The following is an 18,898-nucleotide window of genomic DNA, read 5'->3' as shown; positions in this document are numbered from 1 at the left end:
TCCTCTCACAGCACGTCCCGACCAATATACCGGAGGGGGTATGTTTCCTCCGGTGTTGCGCGCGGTCTCGTACGGACGCGGCTCGGAAGGTCTCGAACTCGCCGATCCGCCCCGGCGGTGACTTTCGACCCTTCCCGGCCGCGGTCCACGAGCGCACGGTGAAGGCAACCGCGACCTGCTGCGGGATGGGAGGAACGTCGTGACCACCTGGATCATCCTCGCCGCGGTGCTCCTCGTCGTGGTGATGTTCGTGTTGTCGCAGTCGGTGCACGTCGTCACCCAGTACGAGAAGGGCGTGCTCTTCCGGTTCGGCCGGCTGCTCGGGGTGAAGGAACCCGGCCTGCATCTGATCATCCCGATCGTCGACCGCCTCACGAAGGTGTCGTTGCGGATCGTCACGATGCCGATCCAGTCCCAGGGGATCATCACGCGCGACAACGTCAGCGTGGACATCTCCGCAGTCGCCTATTTCCGTGTCATCGACGCCGTGAAGTCGGTCGTCGCGATCGAGAACGTCGCCGCTGCGATCGACCAGATCGCCCAGACCACGCTGCGCAGGGTGGTCGGCCGCCACACCCTCGACGAGGCGTTGTCGGAGACCGACGTCATCAACGTCCACATTCGAGAATTCCTCGACGTGTCCACCCTCGAATGGGGCGTGGAGGTGACCCTGGTGGAGTTGAAGGACATCCAGCTTCCCGACAGCATGAAACGCGCCATGGCCCGCCAGGCCGAGGCCGAACGGGAGAAGCGCGCCAAGATCATCGCGGCGGAAGGTGAGTCGATGGCGGCCGCCGCGCTCGGAGACGCCTCCGACACGATGATGGCCCACCCCCTGGCCCTGCAACTGCGCAACCTGCAGACCCTGGTGGAGCTGGGGGTCGAAAAGAACACCACCGTGGTGTTCCCGGCCCCCATGATGAGTGCCATCGGCGAACTGAAGACCTTCCTCGAACACGAAGCCACCGCGGCAGCGGCAGCGGCCGCCCAGCGCACACCGGTGGCGCCCACCTCCGGCCTCGTCGGCAACGGCACGTCGGCATCCGTCGCGACGACCCCCACCGCGCCGGCGCGAGGAGGGTAGGGCCAGGACGGGACTCGACGGTGGAGCGGTGATCGTCCCCGGTGGCAGCCGCGGCATTGCGGTCGACGACGATGCCACCACGGGCGTGATTCTCGATCTCCGGCGGACCGGCATGCAGTGACCGCAGGTGAGCCCACTGCCTTCTTTCCGGCCCGGGGGGCGACACCCGGGTGCTTCAATGGTCGGGTGTGCAGATGGATGGCCTACTCGGGCGAGCCGATCCTCGTGGAGGATCTGCTGTTCAAGCCCGAGCATTCACTCATCGACCAGAGCCTGCACTCCCATCTCGGAGCCACCACCACCAACGGTGACGGATTCGGAATCGGCTGGTACGGAATAGGTTCCGAACCGGCGATGTTCAAGAGCATCGATCCGGCGTGGAACAACCACAACCTGCGGGAGATCGCCGGGCAGATCCGCACCCCGCTGCTGTTCGCGCACGTGCGGTCCTCGACCGGCACGCAGGTGCAGCGCAGCAATTGCCACCCGTTCCGGCACGAGGAATGGCTGTGGATGCACAACGGCGAGATCCTCGGCTTCCGGGACATCAAGCGGGAACTGATGATGGCCGTGGATCCGTCGCTGTACCCGGACATCGCGGGTACCACGGACTCCGAGGTGCTGTTCTTCCTCGCTCTCACGTTCGGTCTCCGGGACGATCCGTTCACCGCGGTCGGCCGTGCGATCGGGATGGTCGAGAAAGTCGCCCGCCACCGCGGGATCGACGATCCCGTGCAGATGACCGTGGCCACCACGGCCGGCGACACCATCTGGGTGTTCCGCTACTCCAGCGAGGGCCGGACCCGGTCGCTGTTCTACTCCACCGAGGTTGCCAAGCTCCGCGAGCTGCACCCCGAGGTGGAGATGTTCCATCGTCTGGGCATCGACGCCCGGTTCGTCGTGTCCGAACCGCTCCGCGATCTGCCGGGCGCATGGAATGAGATGCCCGAGTCCTCCGCCGCCGTGGTCGGCCCCGCGGGCAACGACATCCGGCCGTTCCGGCCGCTCGAGCCCGTCTGACGCGAGAGGTCGATGCATGAGTCTTGACAGTTCGCCGAAGGGTCCGGCGGTGGCCTCGGGTTCCGCACTGGTGCTCGCAGTACTGGCTGCGGGGCAGTTCCTGATGACGCTCGACAGCTCCGTGATGAACGTGTCGATGGCGACAGTGGCCGCGGACGTGGGCACCACCATCACCGGCATCCAGACCGCCATCACCCTCTACACCCTGGTGATGGCCAGCTTGATGATCACCGGCGGCAAGATCGGCACCATCCTCGGGCGGCGCCGCGCGTTCGGGCTCGGCCTGATCATCTACGGCGCCGGGTCGTTCGTCACCGGGATCGCGCCGAATCTCACCGTCCTCCTCATCGGCTGGTCCCTGCTCGAGGGCATCGGCGCCGCCCTGATCATGCCCGCGATCGTTTCCCTGGTCGCGGCGAACTTCCCCGCCGAACGCCGCCCCGCCGCCTACGGATTGGTGGCCGCGGCGGGTGCCGCGGCAGTCGCGGTGGGGCCGTTGCTCGGTGGGGCGGTGACCACGTTCGCGTCCTGGCGCTACGTCTTCTTCGGCGAGGTCGTCATCGTCGTCCTGATCCTGCTCGCGCTGCGTCGCGTGGAAGACATTCCACCGCAGCGGATCCGGCTCGACCTCGTCGGCTCGCTCCTGTCGGTCGCCGGCCTGGGAATGTTCGTCTACGGCGTGCTGCGCTCGAGCGAATGGGGCTGGATCCAAACCAAACCCGGCGGACCGGCGATCCTGGGTCTGTCTCCCGTCATCTGGTTGCTGCTGGGTGGACTCTTCGTGCTCTACCTGTTCCTGCGGCGGGAGACGTACCTGGCGAAGACGGGCGGCGAACCGCTGGTCGACCCCGCGCTGCTGAGGAACAGCCAGCTCACCGGCGGTCTGAGCATGTTCTTCGCCCAATTCCTCATTCAGGCCGGGGTGTTCTTCTCCGTCCCCCTGTTCCTGTCCGTGGTCCTCGAACTCAGTGCGCTCGAGACGGGTGTGCGGATCCTTCCGCTGTCGATCGCTCTGGTCCTGGCGGCCGTCGGCATCCCCAAGCTGCGACCCCAGGCGAATCCCCGGCGCATCGTCCGGATCGGCCTCGGGATCATGGTCGTCGGCATCCTCATCCTCGTGGGTGGGATGGATCCCGGCGCAAATGCGGCGGTCGTGTCGATCCCGATGCTGCTGATGGGTCTCGGACTGGGCGCGCTGGCCTCCCAGCTCGGTGCGGTCACGGTGTCCGCGGTGCCGGACTCGCAGAGCGCCGAGGTCGGCGGTCTGCAGAACACGGCGACCAATCTCGGCGCGTCACTGGGGACCGCCCTGATCGGCTCCATCCTGATCGCCACCCTGACCACCTCCGTCATCGCCGGCATCGAGAACAACCCGGCCGTGCCGGAATCGGTGCAACAGCAGGCCACCACGGACATGGCTGCCGGGGTGCCGTTCCTGTCCGACACCCAGTTGGAGGGTGCCCTGGACGAGGCCGGGGTGGACGAGGCCACCGCGGATGCGATCGTCGAGGTCAACTCGGACGCGCGGCTCGAGGCCCTGCAGGTGGCCTTCGCCGTCACGGCACTGATCACCGTCGCCGCACTGTTCGGCACCGGATCGCTACCGCGCCGGCCGGTGGGCGCACGGCCCGGCGAGGGTCAGCGCAGGCCCGACGAGACCGACGACGAGCGCTGAGGCCGCCAGGCCAGGTCCCGGAGCCGCACCCAGTCCCAGGTGGGTGCCGAGACCAGGGTTCCCGGACGGCGCCGGGGCACCCGCACCCGCAGCGCCTGCGGCTCGACGGTGCAGCGCACAGGCGTGGGCAACATCAGCGCTTCCCCGTCCACGCCGACCGGTATTTCCGGCGCCTCCGCGTCGACGATCACCTCGGTGGCCGCGCGCTGAACCAGCCCCCGGCTGTGCGTGCGGCGCAGCAGGTCGACCGCCTGCCCCGCGCCGGCTACCGAGATCGTCACCACCCCGAGCACCCCGCGATCCAGCCGGGGCCGTCGTCCCAGCCCCGCGAGGTCGTCGGTCGCGTACGGGTCGTTGCTCACCAGGACGGCCTGCGCGCCTTCCACCGTCGTGTCGCCGTCGATGCGGGCCCTCAGCCGGGTGGCGCTGTCGCGAGCGAGCAGGTCGGGCATCATCCGCAGGGCCGTCCCGGCCTTGTCGTCCCGGTATTCCGGGCTCTGCACCACGTCGGCGTAGACGCCGAACGAGGCGTTGTTGACGAACACCCGTCCCCCGATCCTGCCGAGATCGATGCGCAGTTCCACCCCGTCCCGCAGAGCGTCCAGGCCTGCGGCCGGGTCCTCCCGGTCCAGTCCCAGATCCAGCGCGAAGTGGTTCCGTGTGCCGGCGCTGATCACCAGGAACGGCAGCCCGTGCTCGGCCGCGATCGCCGCCACCAGGGCCTGTGTCCCGTCGCCCCCGGCGACACCGAGCAGGTCGGCGCCCCGCTCCACCGCCTGCCGGGCCAGGGCCTCGACGTCGACGGGCCCCGGTCCCGCGAGCAGGGCTACCTCGGCACCGAGTTCCTCGGCCTTGCGTTGCAGATCGAACTTCACGACCTTGCCGCCCCCCGAACGGGGGTTCATCACCAGGAACGGGCGGTGGACCGGCGCGGCGGGGTACTCGGGCATCCCCTGCTCTGTGTCACGGCGCAGGGCCGCCCGCGCGCACGCCAAGGCGAGCAGCACCAGCGCGACCGACACCAACGCGACCCAGAGCACGCGCTCCCGCACGAACAGCACGGGCAGCGCGAGGGGGGCGACCACTGCGAGACCCAGTGACAGCGCGCGCAGCAGCCCCCGGCTCGCGAGGAACCAGTAGAGAGCCGCGACCGTCACCGCTGCCACCGTCACGCTCACCGCCAGGAGTGCGAGGGCGCCGCGCAGGCCCGCGACGATCACCGGAACGGCGGCAGCGCCGAGGACGGCGGCGAACGCCGCACGCGCCCACCATCGGCGGGAGACCGGCACCTCGTCGCCGGGAACGGCGTCCACCGGGCTCACGTCCCGGTCTTCGAGTCCGCGTCGGGCACGATCTCCGTCGGTTGCTCCCAGGTTCGTGCCGGCCGGATCAGCACCTCGAGCGCGAGCAACGCCAGCAGGGCACCGAGAACGATCCACACGACCACGAGACCGGTCGGGTACCGCCAGAACATCAGCATCACGGCGGCGATGCCGATGATCGCCAGCCGCAACGCCGTCCGGGCCCGGTAGGCCCCGGCTTCCACCTGGTTCGGTGGCCGCGGCTTACGGGACCGCTGCACCGCGTCCATGCCTCGCCCGAATCCGCGACGGACGGCGGTCGCGGAGGCTGATCCCCCGGTCAGGTACGCCCCGACCGCGATCACCAGGCCGAGGATCGCCACCGCCCGCAGTGCGGTCCGCAGCGGCACCAGCATCGTGTCGGCGATCGCCGAGGCGGCGTCCGGGGACAGCACGTCCGGGGGAATGTCGCCGAGATAGAGGGATCGGGCGACGATCAGCGCGATCGCGAGGATCAGCATCCCCACGAGCAGTGCCGTCCCGACGAACGCCAGGGCACGACGGCGACGCCCGGGCGGAGCCACGGCCACCGCGGCCACCGCGGCGGCGATCGTCAGCCACGGCAGCACATCCGACGCCGTGTCCAGAGCGCTGACCGCCCGTTGCGCCCTGATCAGCTCCGGCGACTGGAACAGCACGAACTGCTTGTCGATGTCCGGGATCTTCTCGGCGAAGGAGAATCCCCGGTCCAGCAGGCGGGCCTTGACGTTGTCGATGATCGTGCCGAGGGAGATGCTGACCGTGCCGCTCTCGTCCACCGTTACCGAGGACGGGCCGCCCTCACCGGTGACGACTGCCACCAGCCCGGTGTGCGCTGCACGGTTGGCCTGGATCCACAGATCCTCGAACTGGTCGGTCTGCACCAGCGACAGCACCGTCTCGTACACGAAGTTGCGTGCCTGCCCGGCGATCACCGGCGCGAGCCCCTCCACCGCCCGGTCCACGCGCGGCGCGTCCGCGGTCGCCGGAACGGCATCGGTCAGGGCGGTCAGCGCGTCGGACGTGAGGCCTTCGACATCGACCCGCGCGAAGATCTCGTCGGTGACCGTGCCCGCGATCTCGGTCTGCACCGCGGGATCGGAACCGAGCGGGGCCACCGTGGTGACGTACCGGTCCGTGTCGAGGATCTCGCTGCGCACGAACCGCGCCGTCACCGACGCGATCGCCAGCAGTGCGACCAGCACCGTCAGAATCGCCACCGCAGTCCAGCGCAGCGCGTGCCGCGGCGGACGCGATACGGGCGGGGGTGGCGGCGGGGCCTCGGGCGCGGCCTCTGTCCGTGCCCGCAGTGCGGCCACCTCGGCCCGCAACCGCTCCAGCTCGGCCCGCTCGGCGGTGTCGAGCGGAGCGGTGCCCGTGCCGCTGCGCGAAATGTCGCTGTCCATCGTCTTCTCTTTCCACTCGGTGACAGAGGCACGGCAGCACGGACGAAGCGTGCCCTCCGGCGGCACGAGTCCGAGATGCAGTTCGATGTGACTGTGTGAAATGTCTTGCTGTATGCCTCCTTTTCCCTCATCCGCCGGGTGAACGGACCGGGGACGCAGTTCGGGTCTGCGCCCAGGACTCGGGCTTCAGGTCGTCGACCTGCACGCCGGGACCATAGAACTCGTGAACCAGGCCGAGGACACGGGCGAGCACCTCCGCGTCCGTGAGATCGTCGCGGAGCACCATATGCAGCTGAGCCGGACTGTCGCCGGATTCCGTCGACACCACCAACCGGCAGACCCAGTCGCTCATCTCGGCCTCCCCGCGTATCTTCTTGTGCTGCGACCGGATCGAGGAATCCTCTCCGCGCTGCCGAGCATCGCCGTGTGCGCTGCTGACCGGCCTGCAGACCCCCGGCCCGCAGACCCGGGGGCGGTCAACCCAACGTCCATCCCGGGCTCCGTCCGGTTTCGTTCCATTCGCGATCCAATGCCGACAGCCTCCGCCGCACGCCGACACGATGAACTCCGTAGAGGAGCAGCAGGGCGATGCCGGAGCCCACCCCCCACACCGTGAGTGCGGCACTGACACCGGCCACGACGCCGTCCGAGCCGGTCCTGGGCGCGGCGACGGGATCACCGGTCGAATCGATCCAGATGTCGATCGTCTCGCCCGGCTTCGCGCCGAAGGGCGTCTCCACCTTCCCCGTGCGCGTTTCGTCGGTCCCGGTCGTCCACCGCGCGGTCGCTCGGTCCGGGTCCCCCGGACCCCGGGTCGCAGTGTCCGTCATCGAACCGGTGCCCGTCGGTCCCGGCTCCTCGAGGAGGATCGCCGTCACCTGGTGGCGTTCCAGGCGTTCCTCCAGCGCAAGCTGGCCGACCCGCGCGTAGGTCGCCGTCCCGTACGCGGCGGCGAGGGGCACCATGACGAGCACGAACATCGCGACGACCAGAACGAGTGCGGATTCGACTCGCTCGGATCGTCGCATCAGCGGGTTGCCGCTCCACGGAGCGCGGCGCCATAACCGGAGGGCCAGGGGCTGCTCTGCGTTCATCTCGAAACTCCTGCAGTTACTTGACTACAGTGTTCCGCCGGCGAGGGCCTGTGGCGTAGGGCACAAGGTCATCGCTCGATTCGGTTGATCAGGGACGGGGACCTGTTGGAGTCCCCTGTCTCCCGGCACGGTCTGCACCCGGTCCCGCCTACCCCGACGCAGAGGCTCTGCTCCGCCGGGCCTACACCGGTGCGAGCGGCCGGAACGGCCGGATCTCGTCCTCGCCGGGCCGGACCACGCCCGCGGAGGACTCGGGTACTTCGTTCCATGCGTCCGGCAGATCGCGCAGCGGTTCGGAGACGATGAAGCGGGTCTCGGCACCGAGCTGGTGCAGCACCTCCACCTCGGGATGCAGCTCGAGGAGCCTGGCGAGCTTGGTGGAGAAGAACAGCGATCGGCTCTTGCCTTCGCTGGAATAACGGAACACCCACATCGACTCTCCGTCCGTGGTCGCCACGGTCATCTGCACGGGATGCTCGATCGCATGGGCGTGCGCGATCTTCTCCACGTATCCGACAGCCCGGGCGACGGCAGTGAACGGGTCCTCGGTGAGACCGAACGTCAGCGCGAGATAGAACAGCATCTCGGAGTCGGTCGAGCCCTCGATGTCGGGGTAGAGCGCCGGATCCACCGCCAGCACGAGCTCGCGTTTGATCTCCCGGAACCCGTTGAGGACCCCGTTGTGCATCCACAACCAGCGCCCGTGCCGGAAGGGATGGCAGTTGCTGCGCTGGACGTGCGTCCCGGTCGAGGCCCGCACGTGTGCGAACAGCAGCGGTGTCTCCACCTGAGCGGCGAGCTCGCGCAGGTTCCGGTCGTTCCAGGCCGGATCGATGCTCTTGAACACCGCCGGCTCCGGCCCTCTCCCGTACCATCCGATGCCGAAACCGTCACCGTTGGTGGTGGTGGCTCCGAGGCGCGAATGCAGGCTCTGATCGATCAGCGAGTGCTGCGGGCGGAACAGCAGATCCTCGGCAAGGATCGGGTCGCCGGAATATGCCATCCATCTGCACATCTCACCATTGAATCACCGCTTCGACCGCGAGCACGTCTCGAAACGGACACAGGTCGCGCCGCGTTCGTGTCGGATGCGGGCCCGGCCCGCGTACGGGCGTCTTCGTGTCGAGGACACCCGGGGGGACGGTGGGTTTCAGGGTCGGGGTGGGTTTCAAGGTCTTTATCCCCTGCGGAGACGCCGGTTGGGGTGCCATTCTCGATGTGAGTCGCCCGATATCGCGGAGGTTCGGTCCATCGCCGGAGCCGCTCACAGGAGGTGCACATCATGGATTCGTTCTGGGATTACGTGTGGTACACGATCATCGTGTTCGCGTTCGTGGCGTACCTGATCGTGCTGTTCCAGATCTTGGTCGACCTGTTCCGCGATCACACCGTTTCCGGCTTCGCCAAAGCCCTCTGGGTGATCGGGCTGGTCGTCCTCCCGTACCTGACCGCGTTCGTGTATCTGATCGCCCGGGGCCGCGGCATGGCGGAGCGGTCGATGCGTGCCCAGCAGGAGACCAAGCAGGCCACCGACGAGTACATCCGGCAGGTGGCCGGCAAGTCCCCGGCCGAGCAGATCGCCGATGCGAAGGCGCTGCACGACTCGGGAGTGATCACCCAAGCGGAGTTCGAGCAACTCAAGGCCACGGCTCTGGGACAGGCATCCGCGGGACAGACCGGAATGCAGGTCTGACAGGCCAGGACCTGCGCGGCATCCCGAGGACCCGCTCGCAGCGAGCCGGTTCCGAGATACTCGACGCATGCAGCCAGCGGCGTCGGCGGGTCGAGCACCGAAGAAGATGACCTGGATTCCGGGCGGAACCTTCTGGATGGGGTCGGAGGAGTTCTACCCCGAGGAGCGTCCGGTCCACCAGGTGAGTGTGGACGGATTCTGGATGGACATTCATCCGGTCACGGTCGCCGAGTTCCGGCGTTTCGTGAAGGACACCGGCCACGTCACCACCGCCGAGGTCGCGCCCGAACCCGCCGATTATCCCGATGCCGACCCGGCGCTGCTGGTACCCGGGTCGCTGGTGTTCACCCCGCCGGCTCGGCGCGTACCCCTCGACGACTACCGCCGGTGGTGGTCGTGGGTGCCGGGTGCGGATTGGCGGCATCCCGAGGGCCCCGGAAGTTCGGCCGGCGGCCGCGAACACCATCCGGTGACGCACGTGTCCCACTACGACGCGCTCGCCTACGCTCGGTGGGCGGGCAAGGAGCTGCCGACCGAGTCCGAGTGGGAGTTCGCGGCCCGCGGCGGCCTGGATCGGGCCCGGTTCGTGTGGGGCGACGAGTACACCCCGAAGGGGCGGTACCTGGCCAACACCTGGCAGGGCGAGTTCCCGTGGCAGAACCTCGCCGAAGACGGGTACGTCGGCACGTCTCCGGTGGGCAGCTTCCGGCCCAACGGTTACGGCCTGGTCGACGTGGCAGGCAACGTGTGGGAATGGACGACGGACTACTTCACCGCTCGTCACGGGGCGGACGGACGTGACACCGCCCCCGCCACGGCGTGCTGCATTCCCGCCAACCCACGCACGCTCGCGCCGGAGACCGGTGCCGAGGCCCATCCCCGGCGGGTCATCAAGGGCGGATCGCACCTCTGCGCCCCCAATTACTGCTTGCGCTACCGGCCCGCAGCCAGGCAGGGGGAAAGCGCGGAAACCTCCACCTGCCACATCGGATTCCGCTGCATCGTGCGCGGCCGCTGAGCAGCGCCGGTCAATCGATCGAGAACCAGGCCCGCACCTGCGCCTCGTGGTCGACATAGCGTTCGCCGGAAACGTCGACGACGACCTTGTCGATCGTGCCCCCGGTGAACCGGAACGGGGACACGTAGTCCGGGGTGACCGGAGAGGCACTGTCACGCCCGACGCAGATACCGTCACCGACGAGGCAGAACACCCCCGGCTGGGTGACGATCTCACCGGTGGCCACCTGCTGATCGTCGACGTAGAGGGTGAGGGTGCCGGCGAAGCCCGGCATCGCCGGATCGGTGTTCTTCCCGGCGACTGCGAATTCGGCGGTGCACACGTGGGCACCGGGAGTGATGTCCCGGTCGGCGACCACGGTCTGCAGGTGCGTGCCGACCCAGTTGAAGGCATAGCGCAGACGGCAGTCCTTGACGTAGAGGCTGTGGCCGCCGGCCAGGCCGCCGTGGGCGTAGAGGACGCCCTCGGCATCAGCCGAGTCCACGTGGACTCCGGCGACGATCGTGTAGGACCGTCCGGTGATGGCGACACCGGCCGCCTCGGGGACGTCCGCGCAGTCCGGGTAGTAGACGTAGCGGTCTCGCGCTTTTCCCGGGCGGGGGCGTTCGGCGAGCACCTGTTCGAGGGCGCTGCGGTCGTCCAGCGGTAGCCCGTGGTAGCGGCCGGCGTAGTAGAACCACAGACTCTTCAGGGTTTCCAGCCGCTCGGGTTCGGCGTCGGCGAGGTTGTGCAGTTGCGCCCGGTCCTCCGCGAGGTGGTACAGCTCCCACACATCCTTGTCGAAGTGGCCCCACCCGGACAGCGGCGGATGCACGGAACAGACGAGCCACCCTTCGTGATACAGCGAGCGCTGCCCCAGCATCGCGTAGAACTGCACGGCCTTGCCCGGCGCTGCGGGATCGGTCAGCGAGGACGCGAAGCTCTCTCCCTCGAGCGGACTCTGGGTGTACCCCTTCAGGACCTCGGGCGGGGTGATGCCGAGCAACTCGTAGATCGTCGGGACGACATCGACGGCGTGGACGTACTGCGGGCGGGGCTCGGCCGAGGCGTCGATCCGCGCCGGCCACGAGAGCACGCACATGTCGGCGACGCCACCCTCGTAGCCGGCCCAGCGCTTCCAGTACGGAAACGGTGTGTCGAAGGCCCACGCCCAGCCGGTGTTGTAGTGGTTGTACGACAGCGGTGTGCCGAGCTCGTCGAGGTGCGGCAGGGTGCCCTCGGTGGTGTCGGGAACCCCGTTGAAGAACCGCCATTCGTTGAACGATCCGTTCGGCCCTCCTTCACCACTGGCACCGTTGTCGGAGACCACGACGATGAGGGTGTTGTCGAGCTCGCCGGTCGTTTCGAGCAGGTCGATCACTCGGCCGAGCTGATCGTCCGTGTAGGAGATGTAGCCGGCGAAGACCTCGGCCATCCGTACGAACAGGCGTTGCTCGTCGGCGGTGAGCGAGTCCCAGGGCCGGACGGTGTCGAGCAGCGGCCACGGCTGTCCGTCGGGTCCGGTGGTGGCCGGTTCCCCGTGCGGATTGATCGGGGAAAGCTCGGTGCCCTCGGGCAGCAACCCGAGGTCCTTCTGCCGCTGCAGTATCTCGGCACGGATGGCCTCGTAGCCCTGGTCGAACCTGCCCTTGTACCGGTCGGCCCATTCGGTGAACACGTGATGCGGGGCGTGCCCGGCCTGCGGGGCCAGGTACATGAAGAACGGTTTGTCCGGGTCGACGACCTTGGCGTCGCGGATGAATTCGATTGCCTTGTCCGCCAGGTCTTTCGACAGGTGATAGCCGTCCTCCGGGGTGCCGGGGGCGTCGATCGGATGGTTGTCGTACACCAGGTCGGGGTACCAGCTGCTCGACTCGCCGCCGAGGAAGCCGTAGAACCGCTCGAACCCGCGGCCCAACGGCCACCGGGCCTTGACCGCCGACATGTTCGTCTCGTCGCCCGGGGTCAGGTGCCACTTGCCGACGCAGTAGGTGTTCCACCCTTGCTCGGCCAGCACCTCGGAGACGAACCCGTTCTCGAAGGGAATGTGGGTGGAGATGCCCGGGAACCCGGAGCTGAACTCGGCGATGGTCGCCATGCCGTTGGTCGTCGCGTTTCGCCCGGTCAGCAGCGACGCCCGTGTCGGGGAGCACAGCGCGGTGGTGTGGAAGTTCGAGTACTTCACACCCCGGTCGGCGATGCGGCGCATGGTGGGTGCCTCGATCGGGCCCCCGAAGATGTCCATGCTGCCGTACCCGACGTCGTCCCACGCGATGATCAGGACGTTCGGGGCGCCCTCGGGCGCCTGCGCAGGCAGATACGGCGCCCAGTCCGGGACGGAGTCGCGGATGTCGACGGCGATCTTTCCGTGGTGGGTCCTTGCCATGGCGACGCTCCCGATCTCGAGCAGACCTGTCGGTCTCCGGCGTCTCGAGCGTACCGACCGTCCGAATCGCCGACCATGCAAACGGCCCGATCCGCCGAAGTTCTTCGCACGATGTCTCGGATTCGGCAGAATGTGACGACGCCGCCCCTCCGGTCGAGCCGGTCCCGGAAATCCGGTGCGGCGAGGCGAGAAGGACCCGACTCATGACGTGGATCATCTTGGTGTTCCTGGGAATTCCGCTGTGGTTGGGTGTGGCAGCTCTCGTTCTGCCGCGCGGACGCCGATGGCCGGCCGACGCACCCCGCCACCGCCCTCCGCCCGCGGAGGGGGCATCGTGACCTGGGCGCTTCCGGCGATCGCCGGCATCCTGCTCGTATTCGCGGCGATCTCCGGACGGGTCGCGGGCACTTCCGTCACGGCCCCGATGGTCTTCACCGTCGGCGGCCTCGTGCTGGGCGCACAGGCTGCCGGGCTGATCGACGTCGAGGCCACCAGCGAAACGGTGAAACTTCTCGCCGAGGTCACCCTCGCCCTCGTGCTGTTCTCCGACGCCGCCCGCGTGGACCCGACCGCTCTACGAGCCGAGATCTCACTTCCTGCACGCCTTCTCGGTATAGGACTACCGCTGACCATCGCGGCCGGGTTCGGCGCCGCGGTGCTCGTGCTGGGCGACCTCTCCTGGCCCGAGGCGCTGCTGCTCGCCGTGCTCCTCGCGCCCACCGACGCCGCTCTCGGGCAGGCGGTGGTCACCCTGCCGATCCTGCCGTCGCGGGTGCGCCAGGGACTCAACGTCGAAAGCGGCCTCAACGACGGCATCTGCGTACCGCTGTTCCTGATCGTGCTGGCGATCGCACGCGCCGAGTCCGGGGCAATCGGCGGCGGTGCAGCCGTACGGTTGGTCACCGAGCAGATCGGCTACGGCATCGTCGCCGGGGTAGGTGCCGGGGCGGTCGCGGCGGCGGTGCTCATCCTCGCCGGGCGGCACCGCACGATCGACCCGTTGTGGGTTCAGATCGTGCCGGTGGCCGCCGCCACGCTGGCCTACACCGTCGCCGTGCCCCTCGGCGGCTCGGGATTCATCGCCGCGTTCGTCGGCGGGCTGACCTTCGGGGCGATCCGGCGCCGCGCCGAGGGGGAGGTCTCCCACCTGATCGACGAGGCCGGGGATGTGTTCAATGCCGTCACGTTCATCGTCTTCGGGGCGGTGTTGCTCAGCCCGGCCCTCGGACACCTGTCGTGGCCGGTGCTCGCCTACGCCGTGCTGAGCCTGACCGTCGTCCGCATGGTCCCCGTCGCGCTGTCGCTGCTCGGCACCCACGCCCGCACCCCGACCCTTGCCTTCCTCGGCTGGTTCGGCCCCCGCGGACTGGCCACCATCGTCTTCGTCATCCTGATTCTCGAAGAACCCGGCACCCTGCCCCACGAGGACCTGCTGCTGCTCACCGCCGTCGTCACCGTGGGCCTGTCGGTCCTCGCCCACGGGGTCACCGCCGCCCCCCTCGCCGACCGGTACGCCGCATGGTTCCGCCGTCACCCCCGTCCCGAACAGCAGCCGGCACACGAGGCGTAGACGGCGCGGCACCGGATCTGTGTCCGGAACATCCGATCTGCCTTGCTCGGGTCCATTTCCGGCACGGTAGGTCATCGGATCGAGCGGCCTTCACCGGATCCCCTTTCCGGGCGCGGCCATCAGGTCTAGCGTCGACTCTGTCGGATAAACACCGGCAGACCGACTTGCCAGGTCGTCATCTAACTCTTCGACAAGCCGGCCATCCGAGACGAGGCGGCTCGTAGAGGACCGCCCGTCGGACGTGGAACTCACGAACGATCTGTCGCCCTTGGTATTCCACGGACAGCAGCTCGGCAGAGGAGATGACGAGATGACCGAACAAGTCCAACAGCAACTCGGCGGCGACATCGACGAACTCGGTCCGGTGGACTGGATCGTGGTGGAGTTCCCGGGCAGCAGGTTCAGGGGCGAGATCGCACCCGCGCTCGACGACCTCGTCGAACGCGGAACAGTACGCGTACTGGATCTGCTGTTGCTGAAGAAGGACGCCGACGGATCGCTCGAAGCGTTCGAGCTCGCCGACCTGGACGAGAGCGAGATCGGCGCGCTCCGCTCCTACGAAGCCGAGCTGGCGATGTTGCTCAGCGAGGAGGACGTCGAAGCGGTCGCCGCGGCCGTCGAGCCCGGCAGCACCGCGGCCCTGCTGGTGTGGGAGAACCTGTGGGCCGCGCCGTTCGCATCGGCGGTACGCAGGGCCGGCGGACAGCTGGTGGCCAGCGGCCGCATCCCCGTACAAGCCCTGCTGGCCGCAATCGAGGCCGACGAACAAGAAGGAGACTGACATGCCCCTCGCAGCCAGGCGTATGCGTCGCGCCGCGGTGATCGGACCCGCGCCCGTGGCTCGTACGGCCACGACCGTCGCGACGGCGGCGGTGGTCGCTCACGGTGTCCGCCGTCGTTCCGACCGCCGGGAAGATCGACGAGAGGACCGCAGAGACCGGCGCTGACCCTGCGGCCGAAACACGAATCGGCTCCCCGACGGCGTGCGCACCGTGGGGGAGCCGCCCGGACCGCAGAGGGCCGATCGCGCCACTCCGGCCCCACCGATCCGGCAGTGACATGGCAGCAGAATCCGCAAGTACGGACGGGGAGGGAACGTCGTCCGTAGAACCGACAGTGAAAGAGGCTCCCATGACTGCCACGACGTCAGCTGCGACAGCGCCTCGGCCCGCCCTCGAACGGCTGCGCGAAGCCGAACACCTCGTCCTGGACCTGCCGATCATGGGCCGCATCAGCATTCCGCCACCCGAGCAGCTCGCCTACCTCGCGGGTATCGGCACCTTGGTTGCCCTCGAGCTCCTCGAATGGCCGGTTGCAGTTGCTCTCACCGCGGGTCACCTTCTGGCCGAGGCGCATCACCACCGCCTCCTCCAGGGAATCGGCGAGGCATTGGAAGAGGCATGACCTCCCGTTCGGTGAGGGGGCCCGTCAGGATCAGATACCTCGCCGGGCAGTGATCCGCCCCTCGGAGATCGCACCGAGGAGTGCGGCGTGGTCGCGTGTGTTCTGTTCGGCGTAGGCGATCGCGAATGCCGTGATGGCGTCGTCGAATTCGGTGCCGGAACCGAGATACTCGGCGATCGCGATGCGGTCGCCGGATCGGGCGTGCCCATACGCCAGTACCCGTCCGCACAGCCGCCCGTACAGCGTCATTCCGGTGGGAGTCATCGCCTCGACGACCGCCGAGCCCTTGCCGTCCCGCAACTGACGCAGGTAGAAGTCTCGCCGGACCCCGTCCGGTCCGGGGCCCTGCTGCCAGCCGAGGAAGATGTCGCTGGCCGCCTGCATCAAACGTTGGCCGTTGACCACACGTTCACCCTCGTTGGCAAACGTGGGGCCGTCCACGTAGTACGAGAGAACGGACCGTTGGGCCTCCTTGGCCTGCAGGAAGAGCGGGTCGTCGTCACCCGTGCCGCGCAACAGGAAGATCCAGGCCCGGGTTCCGACGCTGCCGACGCCGACCACCTTGCGCGCCGCCTGCACGAACTCGAACTGTTCGAGCAGCACCCGACGGTCCCATTGGAGCGTCGACCGATAGTCACGCAGGCGCTGATGCAGTTCCTGGTACAGCTGTTCGAGGTCCGCGGCAGCGAAGACCTCCTCGATGGGGACGATGAGCGGCGGGGTGCTGATGATCCGGCGACGGCCGTCGACCACCTCGGTCAACTTGGACAGCGCTTGGACGCTGTCCCGGTGGCGCGACTTCTCGAGCGTCTTGCGCAGGCGCTTCTTCATGGACGAGTCGAGTTCGTCGCGCAGTTCCGTGAGTTCGGTGCTGGGCTCGATGTGCGAATACCACACCGCCAGATTTCCCCGCTCCGCCTGCCGGGCAATCGTCTCGCGATACTCCGCTGCGCAGGCGCGGGCGATGCGCGCCTGCTGCTTGCCCGTGAAAGTGTTGTCCCGCGCGGCGATCACGAGGCTGGTGACCAGTCGCTTTACGTCCCACTCGAACGGGCCGGGGTAGGTCTCGTCGAAGTCGTTGATGTCGAAGGTCAGCTTGCGTTCCGGGGTGGCGAAGATTCCGAAATTGCTCATGTGCGCGTCCCCGCACAGCTGGGTGAGGACGGTCGTGGTGGGCCCGCGGGACAGATCGTCCGCCATCACCAGAGCCGCACCCCGGTAGAAGGAGAACGGCGTTTCTGCCATGCGGCCGTAGCGCACCGGAACCAGCTCCGGCACCCGGGACGTCGCCTGCCGCTCCAGCAGGTCGAGCGGATCGGGGCGACGGCTCGTATCGAACTCGGCGAGCGCGGACAGCGGGGTCCGGCTGCGGGCCGCCCGCCCCCGTTCCGCCCGCTCCTCCCTGGTGGGGTGTTCGACCACTGGCTCGCTTCTCGAGGTCTCGGTCATCAGGTTCTCCCTCTCACGTCTTCTTCTGCTGTTGGCGCCACTTCACGGCGGCGGTCAGGAACCGGAGGCCGAGCGCCAGGAGGACGAGGTTGCCAACCATCTGTGCGGTGACGACCGCCCGCGCGGCCTGGGTGGTGGCGACGATGTCTCCGAAACCCACTGTCGCGAAAACGGTCACGCAGAAATACAGGGCATCGATCCGTGAGAGCGGCACGTCGAACGATTCCGGAACGTTGTACGACAGGACGTGATACGCGGTCGCGTACCCGACCAGGTAGACGGCGACCGTCAGCAGCAGCGCCTCGATCGCCTGCACTGCGGGATACGGTGACCGCAGCACCTGCCGGATCTGCCAGGCGCACACGGCGCACACCACCAGGAACCCACCGGCGAGCACTGCCACGGCCGAGACATCGTCGAAATCCTCGAACGGCAGCACGAAGTACGCGATCAACAACACGATCGTGGTGAGCGCCGGCCGCAGCACAGCCAGCCACAGCAACCGGCGGCCCCCCACCCCCGGCAGGCTCGGCCCGGCCTCACCGTCGGTCATCGGCGACGTCCCAACCCGGCGGTGCCGCGGTCAGTAGTCCCGTCGGGGGTTCCACGTGGCCACCGCCCAGATGACGACCACATCGAGCGCAATGATGAGCACCGACCACCACGGGTAGTACGGCAGCCACATGAAGTTGGCGAGAATCGACAGCGACGCAAGCACGATGGCCGCCACCCTCGACCAGGTCGCGCCGGTGAACAGCGCGAAACCCACCAGAGCGATCACCGCACCGAGCACGATGTGGATCCATCCCCAGGTGGTGAAGTCGAACTTGTAGGTGTACTCGATCCCGACGACGAACAACTCGTCCTCCGCCACGGCGGCGATCCCCTGGAAGACCTGGAGGATGCCGATCGTGACGAGAATGATCGCGGCGCCCATGGAGGTACCGGCCGCCACATCGTGTTTGACACTCGTGTCCTGGGACATGCCAATCGCCTTCCCTTCGATTCGGCCCGACGTACGGTATTGTGCGCGCGCCACCGGCCGCCTCGCATAGAGTTGATGATCTTCGCCGGACCTCGACCGCCCGACGACCGGCATTCCAGGGATGCGAGAGGCCTTTGGTCACCACATCGACCGAAGCGAGGGCATTCCGGGACCGAGCGGAGCAGGATGGTGGCTGCCGGGGTCGGTCGCGTGCACCAGCCACCGAGTCGACGCGGGTGGACACGGCCCGATGGCCCCGTTCCCGGCACAGCGAAAAGAGGTATACCCGTGAACGATGCCGACATCGACGAAATAGGTCCCATCGACTATCTCGTCGTCGAGTTCCCGGCAGACCGTCAGCCCGACGGCTCGGCCCTGCCGCTGCTGCGTGACCTCGTCGCGCGCGGAATCATCCGCGTGCTCGACCTCGCCTTCGTCCGCAAGGACACCGACGGCTCGCTGAGCGGGATCGACATCTCCGAGGTCGGACTCGAGGGCGACATCGACGTGACCCTCTTCGCCGAGGCGGCCACCGGCCTGCTCGACGACACCGACCTCGGCGAGGCCGGTGCGGCTCTCGAACCGGGATGCTCGGCGGCGATCGTCGTCTACGAGAACACCTGGGCCGCACCCTTCGCGGCCGCCCTGCGCCGCAACGGAGCCCAACTCGTCGCCTCCGGCCGCATCCCGGTTCAGAGCATCCTCGCATCACTCGAGGCGCTCGACGCCCAGACCTGAACCACCGCAGCAGGATCCGATTCCGACTACGCCGAACGCCCACCCGAGGAGAACACC

General features: G+C 68.2%; 18 protein-coding genes. 9 read left to right on the top strand and 9 right to left on the bottom strand.

Annotated elements, in window-relative coordinates; genetic code table 11:
• Positions 1 to 199: 199 nt before the first annotated feature.
• From KZJ41_RS01175 to KZJ41_RS01165, 3 genes are all read left to right on the top strand, one after another.
• The gene (locus KZJ41_RS01175; RefSeq protein ID WP_006940433.1) at positions 200 to 1,084 is read left to right on the top strand and encodes a slipin family protein; all 885 of its coding nucleotides are present in this window, start codon (positions 200 to 202) and stop codon (positions 1,082 to 1,084) included.
• 198 nt (positions 1,085 to 1,282) lie between these two features.
• Positions 1,283 to 2,104: a class II glutamine amidotransferase gene (locus tag KZJ41_RS01170; RefSeq protein WP_006940434.1), complete on the top strand. Its 822-nt coding sequence runs from the start codon at positions 1,283 to 1,285 to the stop codon at positions 2,102 to 2,104.
• Positions 2,105 to 2,120: 16 nt separating this feature from the next.
• Positions 2,121 to 3,779 (top strand): MFS transporter, encoded by a 1,659-nt coding sequence (locus KZJ41_RS01165; RefSeq protein WP_006940435.1) that lies wholly within the window; start codon positions 2,121 to 2,123, stop codon positions 3,777 to 3,779.
• Here KZJ41_RS01165 and KZJ41_RS01160 read toward each other — a convergent pair.
• The 5 genes from KZJ41_RS01160 to KZJ41_RS01140 form a co-directional block, all read right to left on the bottom strand.
• Positions 3,743 to 5,101, bottom strand: coding sequence for a diacylglycerol kinase family protein (locus KZJ41_RS01160; RefSeq protein WP_044476161.1), 1,359 nt, complete (start codon positions 5,099 to 5,101; stop codon positions 3,743 to 3,745). The two genes, KZJ41_RS01165 and KZJ41_RS01160, sit on opposite strands and share 37 nt — an antisense overlap.
• Entirely contained in the window at positions 5,098 to 6,525 is a 1,428-nt protein-coding gene (locus KZJ41_RS01155; RefSeq protein ID WP_043798321.1) for a hypothetical protein, read from the bottom strand. Before KZJ41_RS01155 ends, KZJ41_RS01160 begins: the two co-directional genes overlap by 4 nt.
• A gap of 127 nt (positions 6,526 to 6,652) precedes the next feature.
• A complete protein-coding gene (locus KZJ41_RS01150; RefSeq protein ID WP_006940443.1) occupies positions 6,653 to 6,877 on the bottom strand; it encodes a hypothetical protein in 225 nt (74 codons plus the stop codon).
• A gap of 124 nt (positions 6,878 to 7,001) precedes the next feature.
• Positions 7,002 to 7,619 (bottom strand): hypothetical protein, encoded by a 618-nt coding sequence (locus KZJ41_RS01145; protein ID WP_029546965.1) that lies wholly within the window; start codon positions 7,617 to 7,619, stop codon positions 7,002 to 7,004.
• 181 nt (positions 7,620 to 7,800) lie between these two features.
• On the bottom strand, positions 7,801 to 8,622 hold the full coding sequence (locus KZJ41_RS01140) for a class II glutamine amidotransferase (RefSeq protein WP_043798319.1): 822 nt from the start codon (positions 8,620 to 8,622) through the stop codon (positions 7,801 to 7,803).
• 279 nt (positions 8,623 to 8,901) lie between these two features.
• Between KZJ41_RS01140 and KZJ41_RS01135 the strand changes: the two genes are divergently transcribed.
• Both KZJ41_RS01135 and KZJ41_RS01130 read left to right on the top strand, forming a co-directional pair.
• A complete protein-coding gene (locus KZJ41_RS01135; protein ID WP_006940452.1) occupies positions 8,902 to 9,312 on the top strand; it encodes an SHOCT domain-containing protein in 411 nt (136 codons plus the stop codon).
• A 106-nt stretch (positions 9,313 to 9,418) separates the two neighbouring features.
• A complete protein-coding gene (locus tag KZJ41_RS01130) occupies positions 9,419 to 10,330 on the top strand; it encodes a formylglycine-generating enzyme family protein (RefSeq protein WP_006940454.1) in 912 nt (303 codons plus the stop codon).
• Positions 10,331 to 10,340: 10 nt separating this feature from the next.
• Here KZJ41_RS01130 and KZJ41_RS01125 read toward each other — a convergent pair whose 3' ends face one another.
• Positions 10,341 to 12,695 (bottom strand): arylsulfatase, encoded by a 2,355-nt coding sequence (locus KZJ41_RS01125; RefSeq protein ID WP_006940457.1) that lies wholly within the window; start codon positions 12,693 to 12,695, stop codon positions 10,341 to 10,343.
• A 334-nt stretch (positions 12,696 to 13,029) separates the two neighbouring features.
• Here KZJ41_RS01125 and KZJ41_RS01120 point away from each other — a divergent pair, with 334 nt between their 5' ends.
• The 3 genes from KZJ41_RS01120 (at position 13,030) to KZJ41_RS01110 (ending at position 15,669) form a co-directional block, all read left to right on the top strand.
• Positions 13,030 to 14,265: a sodium:proton antiporter gene (locus KZJ41_RS01120; protein ID WP_044476162.1), complete on the top strand. Its 1,236-nt coding sequence runs from the start codon at positions 13,030 to 13,032 to the stop codon at positions 14,263 to 14,265.
• Between the two features lie 310 nt (positions 14,266 to 14,575).
• Positions 14,576 to 15,046, top strand: a complete 471-nt coding sequence (locus tag KZJ41_RS01115) for a DUF6325 family protein (protein ID WP_044476165.1) — start codon at positions 14,576 to 14,578, stop codon at positions 15,044 to 15,046.
• Between the two features lie 350 nt (positions 15,047 to 15,396).
• Entirely contained in the window at positions 15,397 to 15,669 is a 273-nt protein-coding gene (locus KZJ41_RS01110; RefSeq protein WP_006940466.1) for a hypothetical protein, read from the top strand.
• Positions 15,670 to 15,699: 30 nt separating this feature from the next.
• Here the strand turns inward: KZJ41_RS01110 and KZJ41_RS01105 are convergent, their stop codons facing one another.
• Genes KZJ41_RS01105 through KZJ41_RS01095 form a run of 3 tightly spaced genes read right to left on the bottom strand, consistent with a single transcriptional unit; the run spans position 15,700 to position 18,103 of the window.
• Positions 15,700 to 17,118 carry a DUF2252 domain-containing protein gene (locus KZJ41_RS01105; RefSeq protein ID WP_006940468.1) on the bottom strand — a complete coding sequence of 473 codons (1,419 nt, stop codon included), beginning with the start codon at positions 17,116 to 17,118 and terminating at the stop codon, positions 15,700 to 15,702.
• 13 nt (positions 17,119 to 17,131) lie between these two features.
• On the bottom strand, positions 17,132 to 17,671 hold the full coding sequence (locus tag KZJ41_RS01100) for a potassium channel family protein (protein ID WP_006940470.1): 540 nt from the start codon (positions 17,669 to 17,671) through the stop codon (positions 17,132 to 17,134).
• A 30-nt stretch (positions 17,672 to 17,701) separates the two neighbouring features.
• A complete protein-coding gene (locus KZJ41_RS01095) occupies positions 17,702 to 18,103 on the bottom strand; it encodes a hypothetical protein (protein WP_006940472.1) in 402 nt (133 codons plus the stop codon).
• 288 nt (positions 18,104 to 18,391) lie between these two features.
• Here KZJ41_RS01095 and KZJ41_RS01090 point away from each other — a divergent pair, with 288 nt between their 5' ends.
• A complete protein-coding gene (locus KZJ41_RS01090) occupies positions 18,392 to 18,841 on the top strand; it encodes a DUF6325 family protein (RefSeq protein ID WP_006940473.1) in 450 nt (149 codons plus the stop codon).
• Positions 18,842 to 18,898 lie beyond the last annotated feature (57 nt).

It is taken from the genome of Rhodococcus sp. 11-3, from assembly GCF_023704055.1.
GTDB lineage: Bacteria > Actinomycetota > Actinomycetes > Mycobacteriales > Mycobacteriaceae > Rhodococcus > Rhodococcus aetherivorans.
The sequence above is the reverse complement of the archived record's forward strand: the minus strand, read 5'-3'. Positions and strand labels throughout refer to the sequence as shown.

What these genes read in the sequence shown, in the direction of transcription:
- KZJ41_RS01100 (WP_006940470.1), bottom strand. Translation starts at nt 17,671, where the DNA reads ATGACCGACGGTGAGGCCGGGCCGAGCCTGCCGGGGGTGGGGGGCCGC.
- KZJ41_RS01165 (WP_006940435.1), top strand. Translation starts at nt 2,121, where the DNA reads ATGAGTCTTGACAGTTCGCCGAAGGGTCCGGCGGTGGCCTCGGGTTCC.
- KZJ41_RS01135 (WP_006940452.1), top strand. Translation starts at nt 8,902, where the DNA reads ATGGATTCGTTCTGGGATTACGTGTGGTACACGATCATCGTGTTCGCG.
- KZJ41_RS01105 (WP_006940468.1), bottom strand. Translation starts at nt 17,118, where the DNA reads ATGACCGAGACCTCGAGAAGCGAGCCAGTGGTCGAACACCCCACCAGG.
- KZJ41_RS01130 (WP_006940454.1), top strand. Translation starts at nt 9,419, where the DNA reads ATGACCTGGATTCCGGGCGGAACCTTCTGGATGGGGTCGGAGGAGTTC.
- KZJ41_RS01115 (WP_044476165.1), top strand. Translation starts at nt 14,576, where the DNA reads ATGACCGAACAAGTCCAACAGCAACTCGGCGGCGACATCGACGAACTC.
- KZJ41_RS01170 (WP_006940434.1), top strand. Translation starts at nt 1,283, where the DNA reads ATGGCCTACTCGGGCGAGCCGATCCTCGTGGAGGATCTGCTGTTCAAG.
- KZJ41_RS01140 (WP_043798319.1), bottom strand. Translation starts at nt 8,622, where the DNA reads ATGGCATATTCCGGCGACCCGATCCTTGCCGAGGATCTGCTGTTCCGC.
- KZJ41_RS01125 (WP_006940457.1), bottom strand. Translation starts at nt 12,695, where the DNA reads ATGGCAAGGACCCACCACGGAAAGATCGCCGTCGACATCCGCGACTCC.
- KZJ41_RS01150 (WP_006940443.1), bottom strand. Translation starts at nt 6,877, where the DNA reads ATGAGCGACTGGGTCTGCCGGTTGGTGGTGTCGACGGAATCCGGCGAC.
- KZJ41_RS01110 (WP_006940466.1), top strand. Translation starts at nt 15,397, where the DNA reads ATGACTGCCACGACGTCAGCTGCGACAGCGCCTCGGCCCGCCCTCGAA.
- KZJ41_RS01155 (WP_043798321.1), bottom strand. Translation starts at nt 6,525, where the DNA reads ATGGACAGCGACATTTCGCGCAGCGGCACGGGCACCGCTCCGCTCGAC.
- KZJ41_RS01095 (WP_006940472.1), bottom strand. Translation starts at nt 18,103, where the DNA reads ATGTCCCAGGACACGAGTGTCAAACACGATGTGGCGGCCGGTACCTCC.
- KZJ41_RS01145 (WP_029546965.1), bottom strand. Translation starts at nt 7,619, where the DNA reads ATGAACGCAGAGCAGCCCCTGGCCCTCCGGTTATGGCGCCGCGCTCCG.